The sequence below is a fragment of the Mesorhizobium norvegicum genome (genome assembly GCF_004919685.1).
Lineage (GTDB): Bacteria > Pseudomonadota > Alphaproteobacteria > Rhizobiales > Rhizobiaceae > Mesorhizobium > Mesorhizobium norvegicum.
Window position 1 is genome coordinate 40,564 of record NZ_SMYZ01000079.1, and the last position, 22,425, is coordinate 62,988.

At 59.0% G+C, this 22,425-nt stretch carries 25 protein-coding genes and 4 pseudogenes; 16 read left to right on the forward strand and 13 right to left on the reverse strand.

What is annotated here, in order from left to right:
- Positions 1-70 precede the first annotated feature (70 nt).
- Positions 71-376: pseudogene (locus tag FCU66_RS29765) on the reverse strand (transglutaminase N-terminal domain-containing protein); the annotation flags it as partial.
- Between the two features lie 381 nt (positions 377-757).
- On the opposite strand from FCU66_RS29765, the gene FCU66_RS29770 reads away from it, so the two are divergent.
- From FCU66_RS29770 to FCU66_RS29800, 6 genes and pseudogenes are all read left to right on the forward strand, one after another.
- Positions 758-943 (forward strand): hypothetical protein, encoded by a 186-nt coding sequence (locus FCU66_RS29770; RefSeq protein WP_136619703.1) that lies wholly within the window; start codon positions 758-760, stop codon positions 941-943.
- A gap of 398 nt (positions 944-1,341) precedes the next feature.
- The gene (locus FCU66_RS29775; RefSeq protein ID WP_136619704.1) at positions 1,342-2,430 is read left to right on the forward strand and encodes a L,D-transpeptidase family protein; all 1,089 of its coding nucleotides are present in this window, start codon (positions 1,342-1,344) and stop codon (positions 2,428-2,430) included.
- 776 nt (positions 2,431-3,206) lie between these two features.
- Positions 3,207-3,395, forward strand: a complete 189-nt coding sequence (locus tag FCU66_RS29785) for a hypothetical protein (RefSeq protein ID WP_136619705.1) — start codon at positions 3,207-3,209, stop codon at positions 3,393-3,395.
- 226 nt (positions 3,396-3,621) lie between these two features.
- Complete coding sequence (locus tag FCU66_RS29790) at positions 3,622-3,903, forward strand: hypothetical protein (protein WP_136619706.1); 282 nt, start codon at positions 3,622-3,624, stop codon at positions 3,901-3,903.
- A 137-nt stretch (positions 3,904-4,040) separates the two neighbouring features.
- Positions 4,041-4,334 (forward strand): helix-turn-helix domain-containing protein, encoded by a 294-nt coding sequence (locus FCU66_RS29795; RefSeq protein ID WP_168991990.1) that lies wholly within the window; start codon positions 4,041-4,043, stop codon positions 4,332-4,334.
- Positions 4,335-4,559: 225 nt separating this feature from the next.
- Positions 4,560-4,766: pseudogene (locus FCU66_RS29800) on the forward strand (response regulator); the annotation flags it as partial.
- A 147-nt stretch (positions 4,767-4,913) separates the two neighbouring features.
- Here the strand turns inward: FCU66_RS29800 and FCU66_RS29805 are convergent.
- Both FCU66_RS29805 and FCU66_RS29815 read right to left on the reverse strand, forming a co-directional pair.
- On the reverse strand, positions 4,914-5,924 hold the full coding sequence (locus tag FCU66_RS29805) for a sensor histidine kinase (protein WP_136619708.1): 1,011 nt from the start codon (positions 5,922-5,924) through the stop codon (positions 4,914-4,916).
- A gap of 646 nt (positions 5,925-6,570) precedes the next feature.
- Complete coding sequence (locus FCU66_RS29815; protein WP_246094085.1) at positions 6,571-6,804, reverse strand: DUF982 domain-containing protein; 234 nt, start codon at positions 6,802-6,804, stop codon at positions 6,571-6,573.
- Between the two features lie 359 nt (positions 6,805-7,163).
- Here FCU66_RS29815 and FCU66_RS29820 point away from each other — a divergent pair, with 359 nt between their 5' ends.
- The 3 genes from FCU66_RS29820 to FCU66_RS29830 all read left to right on the forward strand — a co-directional run bounded on the left by FCU66_RS29820 (position 7,164) and on the right by FCU66_RS29830 (position 8,835).
- Positions 7,164-7,640: a host attachment family protein gene (locus FCU66_RS29820; RefSeq protein ID WP_425462875.1), complete on the forward strand. Its 477-nt coding sequence runs from the start codon at positions 7,164-7,166 to the stop codon at positions 7,638-7,640.
- A gap of 213 nt (positions 7,641-7,853) precedes the next feature.
- A complete protein-coding gene (locus tag FCU66_RS29825) occupies positions 7,854-8,069 on the forward strand; it encodes a hypothetical protein (protein WP_136619709.1) in 216 nt (71 codons plus the stop codon).
- Positions 8,070-8,604: 535 nt separating this feature from the next.
- Positions 8,605-8,835 carry a hypothetical protein gene (locus FCU66_RS29830; RefSeq protein ID WP_136619710.1) on the forward strand — a complete coding sequence of 77 codons (231 nt, stop codon included), beginning with the start codon at positions 8,605-8,607 and terminating at the stop codon, positions 8,833-8,835.
- Positions 8,836-9,678: 843 nt separating this feature from the next.
- Here the strand turns inward: FCU66_RS29830 and FCU66_RS42900 are convergent.
- Together FCU66_RS42900 and FCU66_RS29840 are read right to left on the reverse strand one after the other, a co-directional pair.
- The gene (locus FCU66_RS42900) at positions 9,679-9,972 is read right to left on the reverse strand and encodes a bifunctional DNA primase/polymerase (RefSeq protein ID WP_136619725.1); all 294 of its coding nucleotides are present in this window, start codon (positions 9,970-9,972) and stop codon (positions 9,679-9,681) included.
- Positions 9,973-9,997: 25 nt separating this feature from the next.
- Positions 9,998-10,475: pseudogene (locus FCU66_RS29840) on the reverse strand (IS21 family transposase); the annotation flags it as partial.
- Positions 10,476-10,612: 137 nt separating this feature from the next.
- Here FCU66_RS29840 and FCU66_RS41350 point away from each other — a divergent pair.
- A complete protein-coding gene (locus tag FCU66_RS41350; protein WP_168991991.1) occupies positions 10,613-10,789 on the forward strand; it encodes a hypothetical protein in 177 nt (58 codons plus the stop codon).
- Positions 10,790-10,791: 2 nt separating this feature from the next.
- Positions 10,792-11,136, forward strand: a complete 345-nt coding sequence (locus FCU66_RS29845; RefSeq protein ID WP_136619711.1) for a hypothetical protein — start codon at positions 10,792-10,794, stop codon at positions 11,134-11,136.
- 76 nt (positions 11,137-11,212) lie between these two features.
- Here FCU66_RS29845 and FCU66_RS41700 read toward each other — a convergent pair whose 3' ends face one another.
- Both FCU66_RS41700 and FCU66_RS29860 read right to left on the reverse strand, forming a co-directional pair.
- On the reverse strand, positions 11,213-12,268 hold the full coding sequence (locus tag FCU66_RS41700; RefSeq protein ID WP_206077154.1) for a sensor histidine kinase: 1,056 nt from the start codon (positions 12,266-12,268) through the stop codon (positions 11,213-11,215).
- A gap of 223 nt (positions 12,269-12,491) precedes the next feature.
- Positions 12,492-12,737 (reverse strand): hypothetical protein, encoded by a 246-nt coding sequence (locus FCU66_RS29860; protein ID WP_136619712.1) that lies wholly within the window; start codon positions 12,735-12,737, stop codon positions 12,492-12,494.
- A gap of 227 nt (positions 12,738-12,964) precedes the next feature.
- Here FCU66_RS29860 and FCU66_RS29865 point away from each other — a divergent pair, with 227 nt between their 5' ends.
- Genes FCU66_RS29865 through FCU66_RS29870 form a run of 3 tightly spaced genes read left to right on the forward strand, consistent with a single transcriptional unit; the run spans position 12,965 to position 13,544 of the window.
- Positions 12,965-13,198, forward strand: coding sequence for a hypothetical protein (locus tag FCU66_RS29865; protein ID WP_136619713.1), 234 nt, complete (start codon positions 12,965-12,967; stop codon positions 13,196-13,198).
- Positions 13,195-13,362, forward strand: a complete 168-nt coding sequence (locus FCU66_RS41355; protein WP_168991992.1) for a hypothetical protein — start codon at positions 13,195-13,197, stop codon at positions 13,360-13,362. The genes FCU66_RS29865 and FCU66_RS41355 overlap by 4 nt, the downstream gene beginning before the upstream one ends.
- Complete coding sequence (locus FCU66_RS29870; protein ID WP_136619714.1) at positions 13,359-13,544, forward strand: hypothetical protein; 186 nt, start codon at positions 13,359-13,361, stop codon at positions 13,542-13,544. The genes FCU66_RS41355 and FCU66_RS29870 overlap by 4 nt, the downstream gene beginning before the upstream one ends.
- Positions 13,545-13,889: 345 nt before the next feature.
- On the opposite strand, the pseudogene FCU66_RS29875 reads toward FCU66_RS29870, so the two are convergent.
- The 3 genes and pseudogenes from FCU66_RS29875 to FCU66_RS29885 form a co-directional block, all read right to left on the reverse strand.
- Positions 13,890-15,102, reverse strand: a pseudogene (locus FCU66_RS29875) (ISAzo13 family transposase).
- Positions 15,103-15,199: 97 nt separating this feature from the next.
- The gene (locus FCU66_RS29880) at positions 15,200-15,463 is read right to left on the reverse strand and encodes a YMGG-like glycine zipper-containing protein (RefSeq protein WP_136619715.1); all 264 of its coding nucleotides are present in this window, start codon (positions 15,461-15,463) and stop codon (positions 15,200-15,202) included.
- Positions 15,464-15,634: 171 nt separating this feature from the next.
- Positions 15,635-15,886, reverse strand: coding sequence for a GlsB/YeaQ/YmgE family stress response membrane protein (locus FCU66_RS29885; RefSeq protein WP_111546598.1), 252 nt, complete (start codon positions 15,884-15,886; stop codon positions 15,635-15,637).
- Between the two features lie 332 nt (positions 15,887-16,218).
- On the opposite strand from FCU66_RS29885, the gene FCU66_RS29890 reads away from it, so the two are divergent.
- Both FCU66_RS29890 and FCU66_RS29895 read left to right on the forward strand, forming a co-directional pair.
- Positions 16,219-17,085, forward strand: coding sequence for a PRC-barrel domain-containing protein (locus tag FCU66_RS29890; RefSeq protein ID WP_136619716.1), 867 nt, complete (start codon positions 16,219-16,221; stop codon positions 17,083-17,085).
- A gap of 814 nt (positions 17,086-17,899) precedes the next feature.
- Positions 17,900-19,243, forward strand: a complete 1,344-nt coding sequence (locus FCU66_RS29895; protein WP_246094086.1) for a phospholipase D family protein — start codon at positions 17,900-17,902, stop codon at positions 19,241-19,243.
- A 59-nt stretch (positions 19,244-19,302) separates the two neighbouring features.
- Here FCU66_RS29895 and FCU66_RS29900 read toward each other — a convergent pair whose 3' ends face one another.
- From FCU66_RS29900 to FCU66_RS29910, 3 genes are all read right to left on the reverse strand, one after another.
- Positions 19,303-20,280, reverse strand: a complete 978-nt coding sequence (locus FCU66_RS29900; RefSeq protein ID WP_168991993.1) for an SDR family oxidoreductase — start codon at positions 20,278-20,280, stop codon at positions 19,303-19,305.
- Between the two features lie 98 nt (positions 20,281-20,378).
- Positions 20,379-21,641 (reverse strand): DUF763 domain-containing protein, encoded by a 1,263-nt coding sequence (locus tag FCU66_RS29905; RefSeq protein WP_136619718.1) that lies wholly within the window; start codon positions 21,639-21,641, stop codon positions 20,379-20,381.
- A 75-nt stretch (positions 21,642-21,716) separates the two neighbouring features.
- Positions 21,717-22,425, reverse strand: a 709-nt coding sequence (locus tag FCU66_RS29910) for a YihY/virulence factor BrkB family protein (protein ID WP_136619719.1), incomplete at its 5' end; no start/stop codon positions are given.

Sequence of the window (22,425 nt, forward strand, 5' to 3'; positions counted from 1 at the left end):
CCCTGAGAGTGTCCCTATCCGGGACAAAACGCTCCAGGCAAAGGTTCGTTCCATGGAAAGCCGCGATCATTGGATAGCTGAGTGCTGCTTCGTCGATGCGGAAATCGGGGGCGTGCTGAGGCGTATGATCAAGCCGAATGGCTGTTTCGAAGTGCAGTGCTTTAGCCGCCCCCTTGAAATCGAGCACCGCAACGCAGTTTCCAAAAACGTCGTGGATCCACCGGAGCTCTTTCGGCTCGGGATCAATGAACATGGCGTGGTCTAGAAGTCTCTGGTCGAAGCTGTCGCGCGGTCTGAATATCAGCCGGTGTTCGCCAAACCTTACAGGTCGGCTGTAACGATAGACAGTCGAGTGCCTCACTGAAAAAATAGGCATGACGTCGTTTTATGCCTTCTGCATACACACACCGGTTTCTCCGGGACGATCGAGGGGCCTCGGGCGCGGAGAGACTCAACGCCTGAGTAAACAAATCAAAGCGGCCAAAAACTGGCCGCTAGTAGGGCAATGTCGCTACTGCCGGGCTTCCTACAATGTCGATGCCGTCGATCTAGAGGCGGCAGGCATCAAGGCCCACGCGAGATCGGGATAGGCGTTGCCTCAAACCTGCTCACCTCTCGGTTCGAACTTTCCCGCCGAGATACGTCTGATGCCTCGATTTGTAATATCCTGCCCAAGGCGTAATGTCTCAACTGGTCCCTTTCGACACCCTTACGAGCGCACGCGAAGAAAACTAAGGCAGAGAAGGACGCCGAAACGTTGGCTTACACGGTGATTTGGTACGGCAAGCAAGGCATCGTCGAGAATGCGTCGTTCGAGACCGAGAAGGCTGCACGGGATAACGCGCTGGCGACCTTTTCCGCTCGAAACATGCGCGGTATTGTAGCGGTCGAGGTTCGCAAGGACGACGGCACCGTTGTATTCAGCCATGCAGGCACCAACTAATCGTCCGCATCTTGGTCAGCTTTAGAACGAGATTTTGGTCCCCCATTCCAACGGCGTGTTGCTTCTGTAACGTCGAGCATTCCGCTGCGCCTTATAGTCGGGCCTCTCGCAGCGTGATCCATGATCGGTACCGCCCATGCTGATCAGTTCTCGCGTCCGGGCTTCGGTAATCCGGGTTCGCGCGCAAGGAAACGGATAAGAGCCTTCTAGCTCTCCACCGGGGCGGATCGCATCCTTTCTGAACGACTTCGGAACCCAAGGGGCGTCACGGCGCCAACTTCCCCCATCAGGTCTGCAGGGGACATGTGAGGTTCATTAGGAGGCCGATGTTAAGAGATCAGTAACCAATCCGGAAGAATGTCGCTTGCGGCCTCTTTTCGCTGCCAGGAGCACTCAACATGCGTCGCGGCCTCAGTCTACTTGCACTCACCTTTAGCACGGCGCTAGGCACTGGCACGGCAACGTTTGTCATCTCACCGGCTCATGCCGTGTCATTGCTTACCCCCGATACCGTCAACGGAGCGCCCCTCGAAGCAATTTCGCCGACGGATGTGCCCCCAGATTCGAAGATCGACCCGCTGACCACCGGTAGCACGTTCAATGTCGGTGCCGTCGCCCCTTCAACGGAATTCACCACGGCCGCCGTGAGCGACACGCCCTCACCGTCCATTGTCCGCCTGCAGGTATTGCTGGACAGGGCAGGGGCGTCGCCAGGAGTGATTGACGGTCTTGATGGGGGCAACCTGCGGCACGCCATCGCAGCCTTTGAAGTGATGCGTGGCCTTCCGGTCGACGGAAAGATCGGGCCCCAGGTCATCGCCGCCATAGACGCGGACAAGCAGGTGATCGGCAGCTACGTCGTCACGGCGGACGATCTTTCCACGGTGGTGGGTGCCATTCCGAAGGACTACGCCAAAATGGCCGAGATGAAGTATCTCGGCTACGCTCGTCCAAGCGAGGCCCTGGCCGAGCGCTTCCACATGGACGAGGATTTTCTGAAGGCACTCAATCCTGGCGCTACCTTCGCCGAGGGAGAAACGATTTCGGTGGCCGATCTAGGCTCGGGGAAGCGCGGAAAGGCCGTCAGACTGGAAGTAGACAAGGCCGAAGGCCAGGTTCGCGCCTATGCGGAAGACGGCTCACTCCTGGCGGCCTTTCCGGCCACCATTGGCAGCGAGGAGAACCCATCCCCGTCCGGCATGCATACAGTAAGGGCGGTGGTCTCGAACCCGAGCTACACCTACAATCCCAAGCTCAATTTCAAACAGGGCAACAACGACAAGGTCCTGACCCTTCCGCCCGGCCCCAATGGCCCCGTCGGCACGGTGTGGATCGACCTGTCTGAACCGAGCTTCGGTATCCACGGGACCCCCGAGCCCGCCCGTATTGACAAGACCGGGTCACATGGCTGTGTACGCCTGACCAATTGGGATGCTGGAGAACTTGGCAAGCTTCTCAGTCCCGGCGTGCCGGTCCAGTTCCTCTGAGCGGCGAGGAGAATCCGGCCGTAGACTTCGACTATCCGCCCGATGTCGAGGAGATGCAGAGCCCCGAAACTGCGCTGGCGCCGGAATGATCGAGTCGGAGTCCAGTTCAATGGTACCGAGACGAAGCCAGAACTGCATTACGGCTGAACCTTGGATGCAACTTCACCACCATGCAGTCGGGGCCTCGCGCGACGTTAGCGGGCAGTCTCCTACCGACATTTTGACCAGGCTCGGCGTCGAAATCCGCGCGTCGCCGCCTTGCACCGTCGAATAAGCCAGAGATCTCGTCGCACGCTGTACACTTGTCTAAATCGCGGGGCGTTTTGCGGGAACAAGCATCACGAAGGAGCGTTGCTCGCTCTCCACCCACCATCATGAAAGGACCGGTGCAATGCTGAAGGAACTACCTCGCAGGCGAGACGGCGCCAGACCCTCATGTGGGGTGTGGCGATTGCCAGTGCTTTCTTTGTCGTCCTGATAGGCTTGTTCGTTTTAGGCGTGCTCCAGTCGCAAGGTGGGGCGGAAGCCGAAAAGATGTTGTTGGACCCTACGCTCGGCTTTCCGGCTGATCGTCTATTTGATTGGAACTTGATGGGCACCCGTGGGTTTCGTCATGAAGAGGAGACATCGCCGTGAAACTGTTACACCTTGCCCCCATCGCTATTCTTGCCTGCGCCCTGGCTCTTTCCGCTTGCGCTAATACCGTCCGAGGCGTCGGTAGGGACGTCAAATCGACGGCGAACGCAGTTGACGACACTGTCAACAAACCCTGATCGATGCAGCGGACCGTCACGGTTATCGAGAAGGCAACCGGTCGGGTGATCGGCGCACTGCCAATCGATCTTGCAGGCCAAGTTCACCAAGCCTCGGATGACGAGTATTTCGCGAAGGCGTTCGAAGCTGCAGTCGACAGCGGCCTCATCAATGAGGCTGATGCGCGTTTGCTTGAATTCCGGCTCGAATAGGTAGGCCGACCGAGGTCAGGGATAACTCAAGCAACCCGTCTGCACCGGGCTGTCAATTCTTGCCGCCCCGCCTGCGTGGCGTTTGGGATCATGAATTCGTCGACGAAGTCACCTATTTCGGCGGCAACTCGGTGCGGGTATGAATGATCTCTCTCGTCTGCGCGGCTGCATTGGCTACGGAACAAAGCGTATGGTGCGTAGTTAGATATTAGTGGAGACTAATGTGATGCTGCTGGCGTTGGGCAGTGCGCCTGAGACCGAGGCACTGTCGTCCAGGAATGCCGACGCGGAAATTCTTGGAGTGCTCGACCTCAACAACAAAACGGAGGCCAAATTCCCCATCGCCCGCCTCGGAGAGGCAATCCAGTTCGTCGCAAATGCCTCAGTGCTCGGATATGATGTCCGCGCGGCGATGGTCTTCTATGGGGAATCAGGCACACCAAGCCTTAGGTTGATTGACTGCGAGCGGTTATGGGCCAAGTACGGCGCTGCCCTGCTTGAGCCATAGACTTCGGCCTGTAGAAGCTGAGGATAAAAGGTCGGGCCGGTAACCTTGGCCTTTACTTCAGCTAGAGGTCACAGGGAGCCTGGAAACCCGGCCCTTACCGAAGGGGAAAGCTCTCACCCCCTGACTGGAGAATGTGCATGACTTCTGAAGAATTTAAAGCTTGGCGCAACAGCCTCGGAATCAGCCAGACGGAAGCGGCGACGACGCTGGGCGTTTCCCGAGGGTCCATTGAGAACTACGAACGCGGGCAAAGTGGAGAAAAAAGGACTGTCCCCATCCCCCGAACCGTCGAACTCGCATGCTACGCCATCTTGGCGCAAATCGATGCAGTGCTGGGGCCGCCGATCGGCTCACTTTTAGATCAATGGTTTGCTCGGGTCAAAGGGGAATTGACCGCGTTGATAGCGACAACCAATAAAAAGCCCGCCTAGGTCAGGCGGGTTTCGGACGCGAAGCATCACGTTGCCCCAAATCCCTTGCTCGTCGACGCTAATAGGCCGCGAACTTCGGCTCTTGGCGTAAATGCTTGTATTGCAAGTTTTTGTGGAGCGATCTGGGCACAAGAGAGTTGTGGACCGCCAGCATCATCTTGGCAGGAGGGTCCATTGGCGCCTAGCATCTGCGTGTTGGTTGTCGAGGACGAGCCGCTAATCCGCATGGACATCGTGGATTTCCTGCTCGGCGAGGGTTTCGAGGTATTGGAGGCTGCCAATGCCGATGAGGCAATCGACTTGCTCGAAGCCAATGCCCAGATCCAGATCATGTTCACCGACATCGACATGCCGGGGAGCATGGATGGCATAAAGCTCGCCGCTGCTGTTCGCGACCGCTGGCCACCCGTCAGAATTGTAGCGACGTCAGGCCAAGCCGTATGACAACGCAGCCATAGCGGGAAGTTTACGCGACCTGGTCTCAACTTGACATGGCCAGCCAGCCAGTTCTTCCTCCTCCATGGCGTGGGTAGGTCGGGTCTCGATCACTAGCTTCGGCCTTTGAAGGCGAGCGCGCGGTTATTGTGCGAGGCGCTGCGGCTGGATTTTCGGCGTGACGACCAGGCCATGTTTTGACCAGTCATAAGCGATCGAGCCGCGCAGATGCCCAGTTACGCTGCGCTCGACCAATCTGCTGCCGTAGCCGGGCGGACCTGCAGGTGCCTCAACGAGCGGTCCGCCACTTTCTGTCCAGACGATGGTGACGTCGTCGTCATGCGCCGAGCAGGAAACGTCCAGCGTCCCCGTCTCGGCAGACAAGGCACCGTATTTGAGAGAGTTGGTTGCAAGCTCGTGAATGATAAGCGCGAGGATAGTTGCCGAGGACTCGCCGACGCTCATCCTTGGTACCGACACTCGAATGCGCCCGCTGAACGCTCCCAGATCGTCATAAGGCGCAAGTAGTACCGTAAGCAGGTCGCCAAGCAGCGCTGAGGCGGCCTCGGTCTGGCCGGGCACCGGCCGCACCAGATCATGGGCTCGCCCCAAAGCAGTCAGCCGCTGTGTAAGCTCGCGCGCCATGTCATTGGTGGTGGTCGTCGAACGCGAGGTGATGGCAGTAAGGCCCGAGGCTATGGTCAGCAGGTTCTTGACGCGATGGCTCATTTCGCCGGCGAGAAGCTCGCGGCTTTCTTCCGCCTGTTTGCGGCCGGTCACATCAATGAAGATGCCGAACATGAGCCGCTGGACGATCCCTTCGTCGTCGCCTTGACCGCGCGCGGAGATCCATTTGAGTTCGTCGCCTATCATGATCCGGAAGTCGATCTCATAGGGGCCGACAATCGCCCGCGTGGCGTTGAAGGCCGCCCGTACTCGGTCGCGGTCGGCCGGATGGATGTGCGCGGACAGGTCTTCGAACTTGACGTCTGTGGTGCGAGGGATGCCCCACAGGTCATAGGCTCGGTCATCCATTGCCAATGCGTCGCTATCCACGTTCCACGACCACAGGGCGACCCCTGCGGCTTCGATGGCTCGGACCAGGTTCTTGGGTTCCCAAAGGAGGGGCTTTAGATGTTCGGCGGTTGTCGTCATGGAAACTCGCAACGGTATCGAAAAAGGAACGGCTCTGATGCTGTAAACCAGAAGCTGGCGGTTCTATTAGCCCGATTCCTCCGTGCGTATGAGAAAAAACACAGATCAGATGCCGATTCGAGCGCCCGACATATGCACCGCTGCCGCGTATCGTGATCCACCACCAGCCCCGATGAAGCCTGCTTGGCGAATGCCCGCGCGCCTTCTTCTACAAAGGGTGATGAAAAATTCACAACCTGTATACGTGGTCACTATCCACCGATGAACGGTTTCCCGTACCTGGGCGGGCGTTCTGGCAACCTGAGCGCAACGCCTTTCGACACGGCCGAAGAAGCCTTGGCGTTCAACAATCAACGGCGGCGGCCTCAGGCACTGAACGCCAGCCTACCGAGATTGTGGGGCTTACCAATATCCCGGCATTGGGAACATGGACCCAATTCTGGCATTCAATGCTGCGCCTTCAATATTCTGGCCTCTCGCAGAAGTGAACCACGGTCAGTACCGACCATATTGATCAGATCTCTCGCCTGGGCTTCGGTAATCCCGGTTTCGCGCGCCAGGAAACGGACGAGAAAGTCCTCTTGTTCCTCCCTATGCCCGCGATCCCGCCGTTTCTCATGGGCAATGTATGACGATTTTGGCTGTTCTACCGAACGCGGCGATGGAGCGTCCTCGTCGTAATGGACGCCTTGAACGGTCGCCCTGCCTCCTCCGCTGCCGCCAGAAACGCCTGCCGGGCATTCTCCACCTCGTCCTTCGAAGCCAGCGAGCCTGTGCAGGCCTGCAACGCGTCCCGGTATATCGAGCCGTGCTCCTGAGGCCACTTCTCCATCAGCAAGATCGCAGCCTCGGACGCACTGGACAGCCCGAAGTTCTCCATTTGGCAACTCGACCGTCACGGGAACCCTGAAAAAAGCATCGTGCATCGCGTCACCCCTGTCCCACCATCTCTTAGCGAACGAGGCGCGACTAGCGAACGAGGCGCGACGACATTCGTTCCAGCCCAACGTGTAATGCGGCCTATCCCTCCAACATCAGGCAGCTGATGCCGATCTCGCAATGAAGCCCCCTTGCTATTTGGGAGCTTGCGGCCGGCCGGCGCGGCCCCCCAGGTGGCCGGGTTCCGATGCAAGGCTCAGATCCAAGCATCCATTGGCGGCTTGGGGCGTTAAGACTGACGTCAGCAGGCCCCCCAAACCGAGTAGCCAAGGGCTGGCGCAATCTCGGAGAACATTACACATGGATATTCCTAAAGGCGCGACCGTTGCTGTAGCCGATGGCGAGAGGCTCAATCTGTTCCGCAATTCAGGAGACGAAGCCAATCCAAAACTGACGGCCTCGGTCGTGGAAGACGTGGCAAACGAGAACAAGGGATCCGGTGCGCGTCATCAGAGCAGCTCCGCCAATCCGGACAACAGTCAGATCGAGGAGGACAGTTTCGCCGCCGGAACCGCCGATCTGCTCAACCGACAGGTCCTCGGCGGGCAAATCGCCAACCTGATCATCATCGCCGCTCCGCGAACGCTTGGCGAACTGCGCAAGCACTATCATCAGAAATTATCGGACGTTCTGATTGGCGAAATCGCCAAGGATCTCACCGGCCATTCGGCCCAGGAGATCGAGAAGGCAGTTGCCAGCGCCTATACGCGGCACGGCACCCTTGCCTCACCCATGGTATTTCGGACGTGCAAGGCCGTGACGATGCCGCTTGGCTAATCATGTCAGCATATACGAACGGCGCGAATAGTCTGGACGAACTGTGGGCGGCGCTTGAGACGGAAGAGCGCCGCCAAGCTTAGGCGTTTTAAGCCTCTTATGCGCCGCTCACTTTCGGCTGTCTCGGGGACATGGGCCAATACTCCTGGAACGGCTGGACGGTGTGCGAGCCTGCGGATAAAATGCTGTTGACCGACAGGATATACAGCACCGATGGACAGCAAGCGGCTCGACCACAAACTGGACTGCAAAGCGTGCGGGACGATCCTGTTGGACATCCCGAACAACGCGGAGGAGCACACGGCCATTCATTGCAGCCAGTGTGGCGCGTATCTCGGGGAATGGGGAGAACTGCAGGATGATTTTCACAAGCAGGCCGGAGACACGCAGGCCTTCGACCTGAACCACGGCAATATCGTGAAGAAGTAGTCCCATTAGACGTACCGGATCGCTTCTGGTCGAATATGCCGCGGCAGAGCGCGCCGTTGCGTGCCTCGCCGCGCAAATGCTTCAAGCGAGCATGGTCTGGGCTTGGCCCGCCAGCGTAGTTGGCAGCAGCCTTGTGGGCCGCGGTGGCATCCTGGGACCGCTTGCCATAGTTGCCACGTCTCGATAGCATTGATGAAAGCCCAGCCAACATGGCGTGCCTTTCTTGCCCATGAGGTAAGAGTTTCGGTGTCGCGCTCGCAAGGGCTATGGCTTGTGGCGATCAACCCGTTAGGAACCGGCGTGGCCGTGGCGGCAGCATTGAAGCCAGTGGACGACAACGCCGGTGACACGACGAGCTTTGGCAAGTGCGCTTCGCTCGTGAGAAGCCGCCGCTATCCAAAAGAAAACGGCATCCGAACATTCAGTCGGCATACTGCTCGCCCCTGGGCGAGCCCGACACCAGTTGGCATCGCCTGGAACATAACCCGCATCGACTCGTTCCGTGAGAAACGCACGGCTACCCAGGGGATAAGTAGTGTCGAATCCAGTCGATCAAATCTTCGTCGTCACGGCCTTTGATCTGGACGAGAGCGGAGTTCTGATCCCCTCCTATAAGCCCGCACAGCCTGAAAGCGAAAAGGACGCGATCGCTTTGGCATCCGCACTTGCTGGCAAGCACGCCGGTGTGATTGCGTGGAGCAAACCTGCCGGAGGAACCACGAAGAAGGTGCTGTTTCAAAGAGGCGACGTCGGTGAATTGGAATGACGACGCATCAACGACCCTGCCAGCCATGAAGAGTCTGCCAGGCTCTTGCAACTTCAGCCGCTAGAAACGCGTGAACGCCTTCATGGACGTAGAACACTCGGCGACCCGCGGCACTACGACTTCACGCAGTTGAAAGGAATGCCTATCAACCATTCACTGGACTAAACACAGCTTACCAGCCGCTCTGCGGTGCGATGTCCATCTGGTAGATGCCTGGGCAGTGGGCGTCGAGCCAAGACCAAAGCCAGTCTTCGCGAACTCGCGAGGCGTGGCGCAGCTTTTCCTAGCCTTCGAGAATTCCCATTGGCCCCAATCGGGCTGATCCACTCCGCCAGCGGAGCGCCTGCCTTGCCTGCACTCGCCTTTCAACGTGCTGTGCGCCGCGAAGCTGGCCTTCGCTTCGCCGGCAGCGCCTGACTGAACTGGATATGGCTGCCCTTCAGCGAGTAGTCCTACGCGCGATCGCTGACCTCCTGCAAAATCTCTGGCATCATGTTCGAGCTATATGCTTAATGAGTTGTCCTTGCTCGACGATTTGGACGATCCACTGGCCCCCGAAATACACGACCGATACGCGGGCAGGTCCATCATCTTTCTTCATGGGCGTTTCCGCATTCTCTGCTCACAATCGCTTATGGTCACACAGCTTGTTTCGCGCTGCGGCCAAGAGACCCTCCTCATCTCTGTGGCCGTTCTGGAAAAGAGCCAGGATGAGACATTCTACTTTTCCCTTGGGTTGGTGTTAGGCAAAGGTTCTCCTCCGTCCGAAACTGCAGTTTCGGATCGAGCTTTGCGATCGTTGTTGAGGTTTGATTTCCGCGTTCTTCCGCGGCCTATGCGTCTTTAAGGTCGGAGGTCTTCCTTCCCGACAGGCTTTGAACCTTTAGCCGAAGAGCCAGGTTCCGGATGCAGAACGGGCTTATCAGTGGTCGTATTAGTCTTAGCACTGATTGCCTCAACCCAAGGCCCGGGCAGTACCTTTAGCGACGCGCGATTCAGGGTACGGTTTTCGAACCAAGAGTACCGCTTCCCAGAAATGTGCCGGCTTGGAGGTGCGACGACATATGCGCCGTCAGACTGGACATCAATGCCCTCTCCAATCGTCCCATGTCTCGTTTTGACGCCAAAGTTCGGCAGGGAGAAGTAGCGATGCTCGCCGCCTCCAGGCTCGAACGATGAAGGCGCGGCTGTAACTCAGCTTCGTATGGGCCACCTGCAGCTTGGTGCGCTCATTGCCGATGATGGCCCAATCCTCGGACCAATCGAACTGGAATGCCTCCGTCAGAGGCACAAAGGTGCCGCGTCCAGAGGTCTGCAGCTCTCTCTGAAGATCCGCCTTCCACTCCCGGGCGAAAGCAGCAACACGACCGTAAGACCCCTCATAGCCGAGGCTCAGCAGATCGGCATGAAGCTGCTTCATCGTGCGTTTCTGTTTGCGGTTCTTTTTGGCTTCCGTCCTCAGCCAGGCCGACAAACGGTCGGCAAAAGGGTCAAGCTTGCTCGGCCGTTCGGGAACCTTGAACTTCGGCTCCACACCGCCCACCCGCAGGTATTTGCGGATGGTATTGCGAGACAGGCCGGTCCTGCGGCTAATCTCCCGGATCGATAAATGCTCTCGAGATCACGCTCCATAATGCCATGTCGATCACTCCGTAGTCCCCGCTGAAAACACGCAGGGCAAGGTTCAAACATGGGTCAATTCTCGATGGAACGACCAGAGTGCTCGAGACGAGCTCATGTTCCTGATGAGGTTCTTTCCAAGACCAAAGAGGACGTCATGACCAAAATCCTACTCCTCGCACTCACTCTCCTCGCCACCGCCGGCTGCACCGCCACCACGTCCAACTGCTCTTTCTGGGACGACAAACCCTACGATGGGAGCCAGGAGCTGTGGCGCCAGTTCGATTGCCCGCTCACCGGGCAGCGCAGCATGTTCCTCAAATATCAGGAGTAGCCATGACCGAATGGCCCATTGACCATCAGCAGCAGGCCCAGGCCGAGGGCTGGGACATCTTCGAAGCGTCGGGCTCGCAGCTCAATGAGAACGGCGACCGGTCGTTCCAGCTGCAAGCCTGTGACGACGGTGAGCAGTTCCAAGGCGACATGCGCGACATGAAGGCCTGGGAGCACGTCTACGCCCAGGCCCACGCCGGCTCGCAGCTCCACGAACAGGCTCTGAACTTCCTCAAGGAGCACAGCGAGCCGGAGTTCGAGGCCATCATCAGCGAGAACAGCCCCGACGGGCGAGAGCTCAACGATGAATTTCCAGTGGACGCTGATATGATGGGCCTTGGACAATGATGCGGCAAACGCCACAAACACCTGGCCTGGGGCAAAGGCGCACACCGGCGCTCGCACCAACGGCGCGAAAACAGAGTCAGAAATCAACGGCAAACCTTGTTCCCACGCCGTTTCCCCCGCTGGTGTAAGCCAATTCACCGCCGAGCTGCCGGGCTAGCGAGGCGACAACCTTCATTCCCAGCCCTCCGCTTTGTGAAGGATCGAACCCTGCTGGAAGTCCACCTCCATCGTCAGAAACGGCCAGTTCATAAGCGTCGAGGCTAAGCTTCCGAAAAGACACCTTGATCTGTCCGGCGCCGTGTTTTGCCGCGTTGGTAACCAATTCGTTGACGATAAGGCCAAGCGGTACGATCTGCTTGGAGGTTAATTCCACGTTCTCGCTCTCAACGATGATCGTTCCACCCTCCTGCAGCCCTACGGCGCGCGACAGATCATCGCTAAGGCGCTGCAAATAGGATTTCACATCAACGGCTTCGACTTCTTCGCCCAGATACAGATGCTGATGAACGCGGGCGACGGCTGTGATGCGGGTAGAGGCCGAGGCGAGCTGCCGGCTTGCCTCGTCGTCATCAGCGATCCGGCTTTGCAGGGTCAAGAGTGAGGACACCAGTTGCAGGCTGTTCATGACGCGATGGTCGATCTCCTTGGCCATCAACTCCGACTGCTTGAGCGCTGCTTCTTTTTCAGAGACGGCGCCAGCTAACGAGGCTAGGTTTTCGGACGCCTCCCGTAACGCCGTTCGCGCCGACAATCGAAGCTCCATCTGATCCATGACGATGGAGGCGAGGTCTTTGAGTTGGGCAATTTCTCTGTCGCTGGCCGTCCTGGGTTCGCGGTCTATGACGCAAAGAGTTCCGAGGTTGTGGCCATCGCTGGTTCTGAGCGGGATGCCCAAATAGAACTTCAGGCCACACTCCCCGGCTACCAGCGGGTTCGCGAGAGTACGTGGATCGGCCGGGGCGTTCTCGACCAACCACGGACCGTCGTGAAGGATTGCCGACGCGCACAGGCCTGGACCGCGGTCGATCTGTTCGGCTTCCAACCCATGGTGCGATTTGAACCAGATGCGGTCATGGTCGACCAGGCTGATAATGGAAATCGGACGACGTGACACGGTCAAAAGCGCCGTCACTGGGGGTGTCTAATATCTCGTAGCGGCGCACAGCCGCCAAGCGCGCCGCCTCCACCTTCATTGCTTCGGCCGAAAGCTCTCGCATATGACTCACTGAACGATCTCCGACCGGTGCAGCGTGGTTTAAGATCATTACTCACAATTCACAACGCCGGCAATCGCGGCCTTCTTCGGCGTCATAGGTAATCATGCCGTCGCACCCCTCCCATCGCAAGTGGGAGAGCTAGCGCTTCTGCTTGGCGATGCAGAAGCCGTTGAACTGCCGGTTCCCGCACTTTGTGCAGGCCAGCATCACCTCCAATGCCTTAATCCGGGTGTCTCGACCGAGCCGGCGCTGAAGCTCCCAACGGTCGAGCATCCCAATGTGCTCGCATGCATAGCAGTTGCCCAGGAGGACATACCATTCCTCCAGGGTGCCGAGCGTGGCTCGGATGTTCCTCTTAGCCTGGTTTATGTCGATGTGTTTCATCGACGTAGCAGGGCTGATCGCACTTCGAGTCACAGATCACGGCGACGATGTCACGAAGCGTCGGCTTCTCCGACGCTGTCATGAGCTTCGGCCCCACAAAGTAGGCCGTGTCCGCTGTCAATCGGACGCCTTTGCCCGCCCTGGCATTCACCAGGATGCGAGCAGCGAGGTCTTTCTCAGTCTGCATGTTCTCATTCTGTTCCAAAATCTGACCGGGAGTCAAGACCGTGAAATCGTTCACCCTCGACGGCAAGCGCCACAAGCTACACCCCAAAGTCCCGATCCAGCAGGTGCGTTGGCTGGTCGGCCGGCAGCACGTCAGCGAGCCTGACGCCACGATCGAGAAGCTGATCGTCGACCGCTCGGCCAGCTGGCCCAGGGCAGCGATCGAGTCTGCGAAGCGCCTGGCTGTCTGGTGCCACCGCAGAAACCAAATCCTCGTGAGGGAGATGAGGCTGTGACCAGCTACAAAGACTACATTGCCACGCTTCCGCTCGTCGAAGCCCTCTGGTGGTTCATTGAAAACACACCGGACGAGCCAGCCGAGCGCTCGGAGCTCTTCTTCGATCTGCGCGAGAGATATCGCGCGGATCAGGATGACCGACCGAAGGTCGGAAGGGCATGACCGTCCACCGCTACAGCCGCTGGACCTTCAAGGCCTCCAAGCTCGCCCACATGGAAACCGTCGAGATCGAAGACGCCGAAGTGTTCCGGCAAAGCCGCACCGGCGGCGAGCTCGGGTTCCGTCGTCAACCAGAGCCTGCACCGTGGCGTGGCGAAGCTTCGTCTCGCCGCGCAGATGTCTGACCCTGGCGTTGATGCCGGGCTTGACCCACTCGACGCCCGGGCCAGTCACGGCCTTCGGCACACCAACCGGCTGGTCGGCTCTCGCTTTCTGGACCTGCTGCCATAACCGATCGCGCATGTCGCGAGCCATGAATGCCGTCGTCTGCTTGCCTGGCTCGCTCTTGATGCCCATCAATTCGAAGTCGCCGATCTCCCAACACTTCGTCTTGACCCAGGAGTCGGATGGTCCGCTCAGATACCGCCCACCGCGGCGCTTCGATACCATGCCTTCGAGCCCCATCTTCTCGACAGCCGCATAGAACTCGGCACCGCCGCCCTCAACATGCTGACTGTACTGGATGATAACTACGTTGGAGGCGGGGCGCTCGGTTGGATCGTGCAGTTCCAGTCGCCATCGAAGGCATGGCGGACGAGATTGACCGCTTGCAATTCAGCTTCCGAGACTTTGACGCCGGCCGGATAGGTGTTGGTATCGAGTTGGCTGCGCACCTTCAATCCGGCATCGGTGGTCGTCGCAGCGATCAGCTCGACGATGACCTTGTGACTGATCAGCGGCTTGCCGCGCCAGTTGGCGGTGATGAACGAGAACAGGCGATGCTCGATGCGGTTCCACTTGCTGGTGCCGGGCGGCAGGTGGCAGACGGTGATCGGCATGCGCAGGTCGTCGGCGAGCCTCTGGAGCTGCAGTTTCCACAACCGCACCCGCGAACCATTGCTGCCGCCACCGTCGGCGCGTGATCATCAGGCGCGTGGCGTCCGGGTAACGCTCGCGGCCCATCTGCGTCCACCAGTTGCCGATAGCGTTGACCGCGAACGCCGCCGTGTCGTGATCGATGCCGACGCTCACCCAGCCGGTATTGTTGGCGATGTCGTAGACGCCGTAGGGCACCGCGCGCCCCAACTCCGGGATGATGAAGTCGTGCACCCGCACCTGCGGCGGCGAGCCTTGGGGATGCCATTCGCGCCCGGTATGCTTGAAATCGCCGACCAGTTCCTTCTTCTTCGTGTCAACCGAGATCGCCGGTTCGCCGGCCGCCAGCGCCGCCTTGACCTAGTTTTTGATGTAGTGGAATTGGGTGTCGCGATCGGGATGGTTCGCCCCCTCGCGTGTCTTGCGGTTGGCTTGCAGCCTGTAGCCGAGCTTGTGCAGGAGTTCGCCTACCAGCGAGCGGCCGATCTGGTGACCCATGTCGCACAGCGCGCCGGCAAGCTTGCTCAGGCTCTTGCAGGTCCAAAGCAGCGGCGACTGCGGATCGCCCCGCGTGTCGGGCTCGATGAGCGCTCGCAGATCGTCAATCAGGCTCGGATCCGTTTCGCTCTTCAGCTTGCCGCCGGCCCCTGGACGGCGCAGGCGCCCAGCCAACGCCTCGCCGCTGCCCACCTCGCGCAGCGCCCGTCCAATGGTGCTGGGGGCGATCCCAGTGGCCCGCGCCACCGCAGCGATCCCACCGCGCCCAGCCGCCAACGCCTCGGCCGCTGCAAAGCGCCGCCACGAGCGTTCGTCGAACACAGGACGGGGCGTCTCAAACCGTTGGCGAATGGCCGATTCATCGATCACACCGCGATGGTAGTCGCCGCTCCGACAAAACGGAATCCCAGACCCGCAAACCTTACATCACAATCGATTCATCAACCGCCGGACGACGCCTAAGGTATCAGTAGCCGTCCGGGCACCGGGCAATGTAAACGCGCCCATTACGATCGCGATAACGGCACTGGCCGGCCTCACTGGCGTGCCCGATCACCGCACCGGCGATCGCGCCGACTGCACCGCCAACGACAGCACCTTGTACCGGATCGCCGGCCACCGAGGCACCGATCGCGGCACCACCCAAGCCGCCAACGGCAGCGCCTTGTTCGGTACGGGAACATGCCACGAGCGGAATGAGCAGGCTCAAAATCAGCAGTGTCTTTTTCATTGGTTCTCTCCTGAGGCCTTGATTAGTCGGAGAATAAATGCGCTACGGCGTTTTTCGATCCATGGCCCATGGTACGGCTCGTCACAGCTCCAAGGCAGACTGCATATGCTGAGGGACGCTGAGCCCTTCGTGGAAGGGCTCAGGTTGAGCGCGACCGCAACAGTTCGCGGATCAGCGTTTTATCGCTCGGGCCACCGCGATCAAGATACACGCTCCGATGAAGCCCGCGACCAGGTAGCCGAGCCAGCCGGCCAACGATATGCCAAGCACGCTAAGGATGAGGTTGGCGACAATCGCCCCCACGATCCCCAAAATGATGTTCATGACCACGCCCATGTTGCTTTTCATGAACATCTCGGCGAGCCATCCCGCGATACCGCCGATGATGATCGCTGCCAGCCAGCCGACGCCAGGATTCTGCATAATTTTCCCCTTTCCTCGAACCGCAATTGGTTCGGCAAGTGAACGTTTCTAGGCCAACAAGGTTCCGCGATACGGCTGCCGCGTAGCCGGGAAAATTGCGTGACTCACGTTGACCGACAGCCGAGTTTGTGGCCTGCGAAACGCCACGCAACATCTCTCAATTCAACAGCTGCGATCTCACGCCCAGCCATCTCAGGTCACTTCCGAATTGCAAAGGGAACTTCGCATGCTTCGGCCCGTTGTGAGGACGCAAACTGTGCCGCGTTCAGCCTCCGTGCAATGGTTCGGCCGAACGCGGCGTGCATCAACACTAACGCACAAGGAAACGTACCATGATCAGCAAACTTTTGGCTACCACCGCAATAGCAACCCTGCTGTCGTCTGGCCTGTGGATATCAGGGGCCGCCGCTGAAGATGCCACCAAACCTGCCACCGCTACGACCACTGCGGCGACGGCGACGGCGGCCGTTGCAGACGGCAGCCTTGCCACCAAGATCATAGGCGCCGACGTCTATGATAGCGCCGCAGACGATGCCGAAAAGATCGGCGATGTCAAAGACATCGTCCTCTCGAAGGACGGCAAAGCCAAATACATTATCATCGGCGTAGGCGGGTTTTTGGGCCTGGGGGAAAAGAACGTCGCCTACGATTTCAGCAAGGCCGAGTGGGTCGAGAAGAAGGGTGAGCGCTGGCTGGTCGCGAAGACCACCAAGGAAGACCTCCAAGCGCAAAAGGATTTTGACCTGAAGGTCTACGACACGGCAGCGGCCTCGAACACCAATGATGTCGCAGCCACCGCAGCCAACAATGAAGCGGCCCCAGCCACGACGGATAAAACGGCCACCGCGGCAATCGACAAGTCTTCGCTAACCGAGATGCCGATGGACAAAATCAGCACCAAGGATTTCATCGGCACCACGGTCTACGGCGCCGACGATGCAAAAGTCGGCGAGATTGGAGACGTCGTCCTGAGCGGCGATAAAAAGGTCGATGCCGTCGTCGTCGATGTGGGCGGTTTCCTCGGCATGGGCGAAAAACCAGTGGCCATTGGCCTGGAGAAATTGAAGTTCCTGTCCGACAAGGACGGAAACCGGTATCTCTACACCAATTTCACCAAGGCTCAGCTTGAGGCCCAAACTGCCTATGACAAGGGCACCTACGCGCAGAATCGCGACAAGCAGCGAATAATTGCTCAGTAAACTCTATGGTGGCCCGCTGTCACAGCACGGGCCACCCTCTAGTGGATTTGCGGTGCGCGCGATCTGACGATCGCAACAAGGCAGGGTGGGTAGGCGTATGGTTGATAAGGCGAGTCGAGACCAACGTGCGGGCTCGCGCCTAGGAGGTACCAGCGGCATGTCAGTGCCCCGGCATGAATTAGAGTTCATCAGCAAGGTCGGTCGTCTAGATCGCGACGAAGCTCTAACCCTGCTGCAAAAACATTCGGGGAACAGAGAAGCGGTCTTTTCGGAGCTGATGGCTCGGCTTAAGAAGCGTTAGGCCAGGCGCGTCGAACAATCTCGTCTGGTCGTAGGGGCCGGCAGATCGATCAGCGACTGCCAGTGCGCCAAATAGCGGGATTTAGAAGGCCGATCTCTAACTGCCAGAAACGCTGAAGGATAAGCCGTGAGTGTGCGGCCGGCATCTTTGACAAGTTGATAAACGGCGGATCGATCGTGATACCCTGGCGGCGGCGACAACAGCCGCAACGTTCAAGGCGTCTTGCGCTGCTTTCCCGTTGCGGCTGCCATCCTTTGCACTCGATGGAATTCTGGCCGAACCCTCCAGCCTGATTTCCAGGAGTGCATCTCACACCGCTCCCTCGGATCGCTTCAGCTCCCTGCCGATCAGCTCCGGGTGAAAGGGAGGTTCATATGCAACCAGAATACGGCTGAAGGGTTCTTGCTATGATTTTGTGCAGGCCGGCGTCGCTCGCCAGTCAAAGGTGGTCATTTTATGGACGTATCCGTTTCGCGAAATGCGGACGACAATATTGCGGCGGGGAGGAGTGGCTTGCTGCTTGTCCAGGACAATTATGACGCCTTCGCCGTGCGCGTTCTGGCGACAAGAAGCGCCATTCGCACTCTCGACCTGATGTACTACCTTTGGCACGATGACCACACGGGTCGTCTGCTTCTGCAAGAGGTTTTCCGGGCCGCTGAGCGGGGCGTGCGGGTGCGCATGCTCCTCGACGACGTCAACCCGTGTAAGAGCAATTCCACCTATCTGGCGTTGAGCAATCATCCCAACATCGAAGTGAAGTTGTTCAATCCGAGCGGCATCAGGCGATCCAGCATCGTGCGCGGTGTGGAGGTCCTCTTGCGGCTTTTTGCCTTGACCCGGAGAATGCACAACAAGGCGTGGATCGCGGACGACACCGTCGCCATTGTCGGCGGGCGTAATGTTGGCGACGCCTATTTCGACGCAGCGGAAACCAATTTCCGCGACCTCGACGTTCTGCTTCTCGGTCCTGCGGTGCAGCAAACCGCTCAAATCTTTGAGGCGTTTTGGGCTTGCAAGGAAGCAATACCGATTGCCGTCCTCGGTTCAGCCGCCGACACCGCACATGCTAATCTGTTTGAAGGAAGCGATGCCGATACCGAGTCAAAGCTCTTGATTGGTGTCGGTGACCGGGTGTCGATTGCAGAGTTTATCGCCACAAGCAACGAGATGCATTGGGTCGCTCAAGCGCGCGTGATTTCCGATCCCCCAGAGAAGGTTCGTGGCTGGAGGCGTCGGAGCTGGCTCATGAAGGAATTGCTCCCCATCATTCAGTCGGCACGCAATTGCCTTGAAATTGTATCCCCCTACTTCATCCCCGGCAGAAGGGGTTCCGCCGTGTTGCTCGACCTCGTCGGCAAGGGGGTTGATGTTTCGGTTTTGACCAATTCCCTGGCAGCAACAGATGTCGCCGCCGTCCACGGTGCCTATGCAAATTACCGCAAACGATTGCTGAGGAATGGCATCAAGCTTTTCGAGCTTCAGCCTTTCAGCCGGCAGCCGGCAATCTCGGTATTTGGTTCCAAGGGCGCCAGTCTGCACACGAAAGCTTTCACGGTGGATGACAGGACCGGTTTCGTCGGATCCTTCAATTTTGATCCTCGATCAGTGTCTTTGAATTCGGAAATGGGAGTGCTCTTTGAGGATGAGAAACTAGTCGCGGAACTGCGGCACCGGTTTCAAACAGAAATCGCACCGGAAGCCAGCTATCGGCTCGAATTGCGAAACAATGTTCTGCATTGGCACGGCTGCGACGAAGGCAAGCTTCAGGACTATACCCATGAACCTGAAGCCGGATTTTCTCGCCGGGTCCTGGCGGCATTGGTCCGCCACCTTCCGATCGAGTCTCAGCTGTAGCCAGCAAGATTGCACCAACCGGCCTACTTCCCTGAGCGGTTATGCCGCCGTTGCCGGCTTCAATAGCCTCCAACAATCGGCAGGATCTCGCCGGTGATGTAACTCGAGCATTGCGAGGAGGCCAAAAACACATACGCAGGGGCGATCTCCTCCGGTTGCGCGGGCCGCTTCATCGGCGTCTTTGCCCCGAACTGCGAGACGTCCTTTGCTGTTTTTTCGGAAGGATTGAGTGGCGTCCAAACCGGTCCCGGCGCGACTGCGTTGACTCGGATACCTTTGCCAATGAGGTTGCCCGATAGCGCGCGGGTGAAAGCATGGATGCCCCCTTTCGTCATCGAGTAATCGACCAGTTCCTTCGAGCCGTCGATACCGGTCACCGAACCGGTGTTGATGATGGCCGAGCCCGGCTTCATGTGCGGCACCGCTTCTTGCGCCATGTGGAAATAGCCGTAGAGATTGGTCTTCAAGGTGGTGTCGAAATGCTCTTCGGTCAGGTCGGCCAATTCGGCCGAATGCACCTGGAACGCGGCGTTGTTGACCAGCACGTCGAGCCCACCCAATTGCTTGACTGTTGTCGCCACCGCTTGGCGACAAAAGGGGCGGCGAGAGACATCGCCACGCAAGGTCAGGCAGCGCCGCCCTTCGGCCTCAACCGCCTGCTTGGTCTCGCCGGCGTCCCTGTCCTCGGACAAATAGACGATCGCGACGTCGGCGCCCTCACGCGCAAACAGCACCGCGACAGCCCGGCCGATGCCTGAATCGCCGCCGGTGATCAGCGCCACCTTACCCTCAAGCTTCTTCGAACCCTGCCAAAATGGCGCGTCATAAAGCGGCGCCGGCTTGACCTGCCATTCCTCGCCGGGCTTGGGATGGGGCTGCTTCGGGAAGGGCGGCTCGGGGTATTTTCGCGCGCCGGCCTGCATGGCGCCCTCCGGTTTTGCCTTCGCCGCCTTGCGGTCGTCGGCGTCGACCTTGCGCTGCACGCGCCGTTGGGTCTGCATTGCCTTCGATGTGTCGGTTTTCGTTTTGGTCAGCATGCATTGCCTCCTTCGGTTGGAAGGGACAACGCTCGTGGAGCAAAAAGGTTTTCGTCGATCTGTTGATAGTCCGCCAGCCGAGAAATTTCAGATGACGCTTATAGCTTCTTGCTCGATTTCGCCGGCGTTTCTTCCGGAGCAGGCTCCCATCCGAAGACGCTGCGGCCGCCGAGCAAATGTGATTGGTCAAATTCGCCGGCGACAATCTCCTTGAGGCTGGGACCAGTAATATAGCGCTCGACCTGTCGGGATTGATCGTCGAGGCGCCGCAAGGCCCCAAGCTCTTCGTCGCGCCCAAGCCTTGCCTTCTGGACCGCTGACTTCAGGACGCCGATCGTTTCGTCATAAACCTTGAGGGGAACGGGGAAGGGGTGCCTGTCCTTGCCGCCATGCGCCAGCGAAAAGCGGCCAGGGTCGGAAAATCGGCATGGCGCGCCGTGCACGACCTCCGCAACCAGCGCCAGCGCTCGCACGGTGCGCGCGCCCACACCCGGCACCATGAGCAGTTCCGAGAAATCTGCAGGGCCGCGTTCGGCGGCAGCCGCAATATTCCCATGCAGGCGGCGCATGACGACATCGCTCTCCCTTACATCGTGGTGCGCGGGCATGACCAAGTGCGGGAGAAAGGCCTGCGCCGGCTCGGGCGTCGGTCCGTGTTCGACCTCTGCAAATGTTTTCACGATCCGGTCAGGCCCAAGGTCGAGCAGAAGGTCCAGTTGACCTTTGCGCGAAGCTGCGGCGCGATGGTCGGTCAGATTGATGATCTGGCCCTGATTGGCGCCCTCGATCGCTGCATGCGGCTGGTCGACAAAGCTTTTCAGACCTTCCGATAACCAGTGATAGCGGCGCGCCACCTTGCTGTCGCCATTCATACCCTGCTGCACCACGACCCAGTCGCCGTCGTCGGTGACGATGAAGCCATGCAGATAGAGATCGAAACCGTCCTGGACGGCAGCGCTGTCCACCTTGGCGACGAGCCGGCTGGCATTGGCCAAACCTGTTCCGTCGAAGCCGACGCGCTCGCCGATCAGAGTAAGCTCATGCGGCGTCTTGCGCGAATGCGCGCCCCGGCCGCCGCAGACATGAATGCCAAGCTCGCCGGAGAGTGGCGTCAGTCCACGTTTCAGCGCGCCAACGACGCTGGTCGTGATGCCCGAGGAGTGCCAATCCATCCCCATTACCGCGCCGAAGGATTGAAACCAGAAAGGATGGGCTAGCCTGCGCAGCAGTTCGTTGCGACCATAGTGATGGATGATCGCTTCGCACATGACGGCACTAAGGCGCGTCATGCGGTCGCCGAGCCATTTCGGCACGCGCCCACCATGAAGCGGAAGATCGGCACTTCCTGATCGTTGGGCCAATTTGGGCTGCCTGTTCTGTTCGCTACCTTCGACAGATAGTCATCCAACGGGCAAAGAGAAAGCTGCGTAGGGCTATCAGTCCGCAACCTTACCCAAAGTGTCCGCGACGACCGCGCCACGCTTTCCCATGGGAAGCGCCGGACCCGTGGTCGAGTCGATCGCCGTCTGGTGCTCCATCTCTGCGTTGATCGCTGCGCCGGCGATGAGGATGATGACTGAAATCCATGTCCACATCATCAAGCCGACGACGGCGCCAAGCGACCCGTATGTTGCGTTGTAGTTGGCGAAGTGCTGCAGATAGAACGAGACCAGCCACGATGCAGCGATCCACACTCCCGTCGCCGCCAAGGCACCCCAACTCAGCCATCGCCATTTCGCGTGTTCGCGGCTTGGTCCGAAGCGGGAGAGCAAGGAAATGCCAGTCAGCATTGCCACCACCAGGACAGGCCATCTTGATACCGCAACAAGCGTTTCCGTCCAGGCATCAAGGTAGAGAAAGCGCAACAGCGCGGGGACAACGCCCACCGTCAGCAACAGCACGATGCCAATGAATAAGGCTCCAACCGTGAACAAAATCGACATCAGATTTAAGGTGATGAAGCTGCGTTTCTCGCTTTCCTCGTAGGCGATATTCATTGCATCGAAAAGCGCCTTCATTCCGCTGTTGGCACTCCAGAGCGCGATAGCCAGACCGACGAAGAAACCGATCCCAAGCGCGCCCGGTTTCTGTGTGGCAAGGGCGTGCAACTGATCGCGAATGAGATCTAGGTGTGAGCTTTCGGGA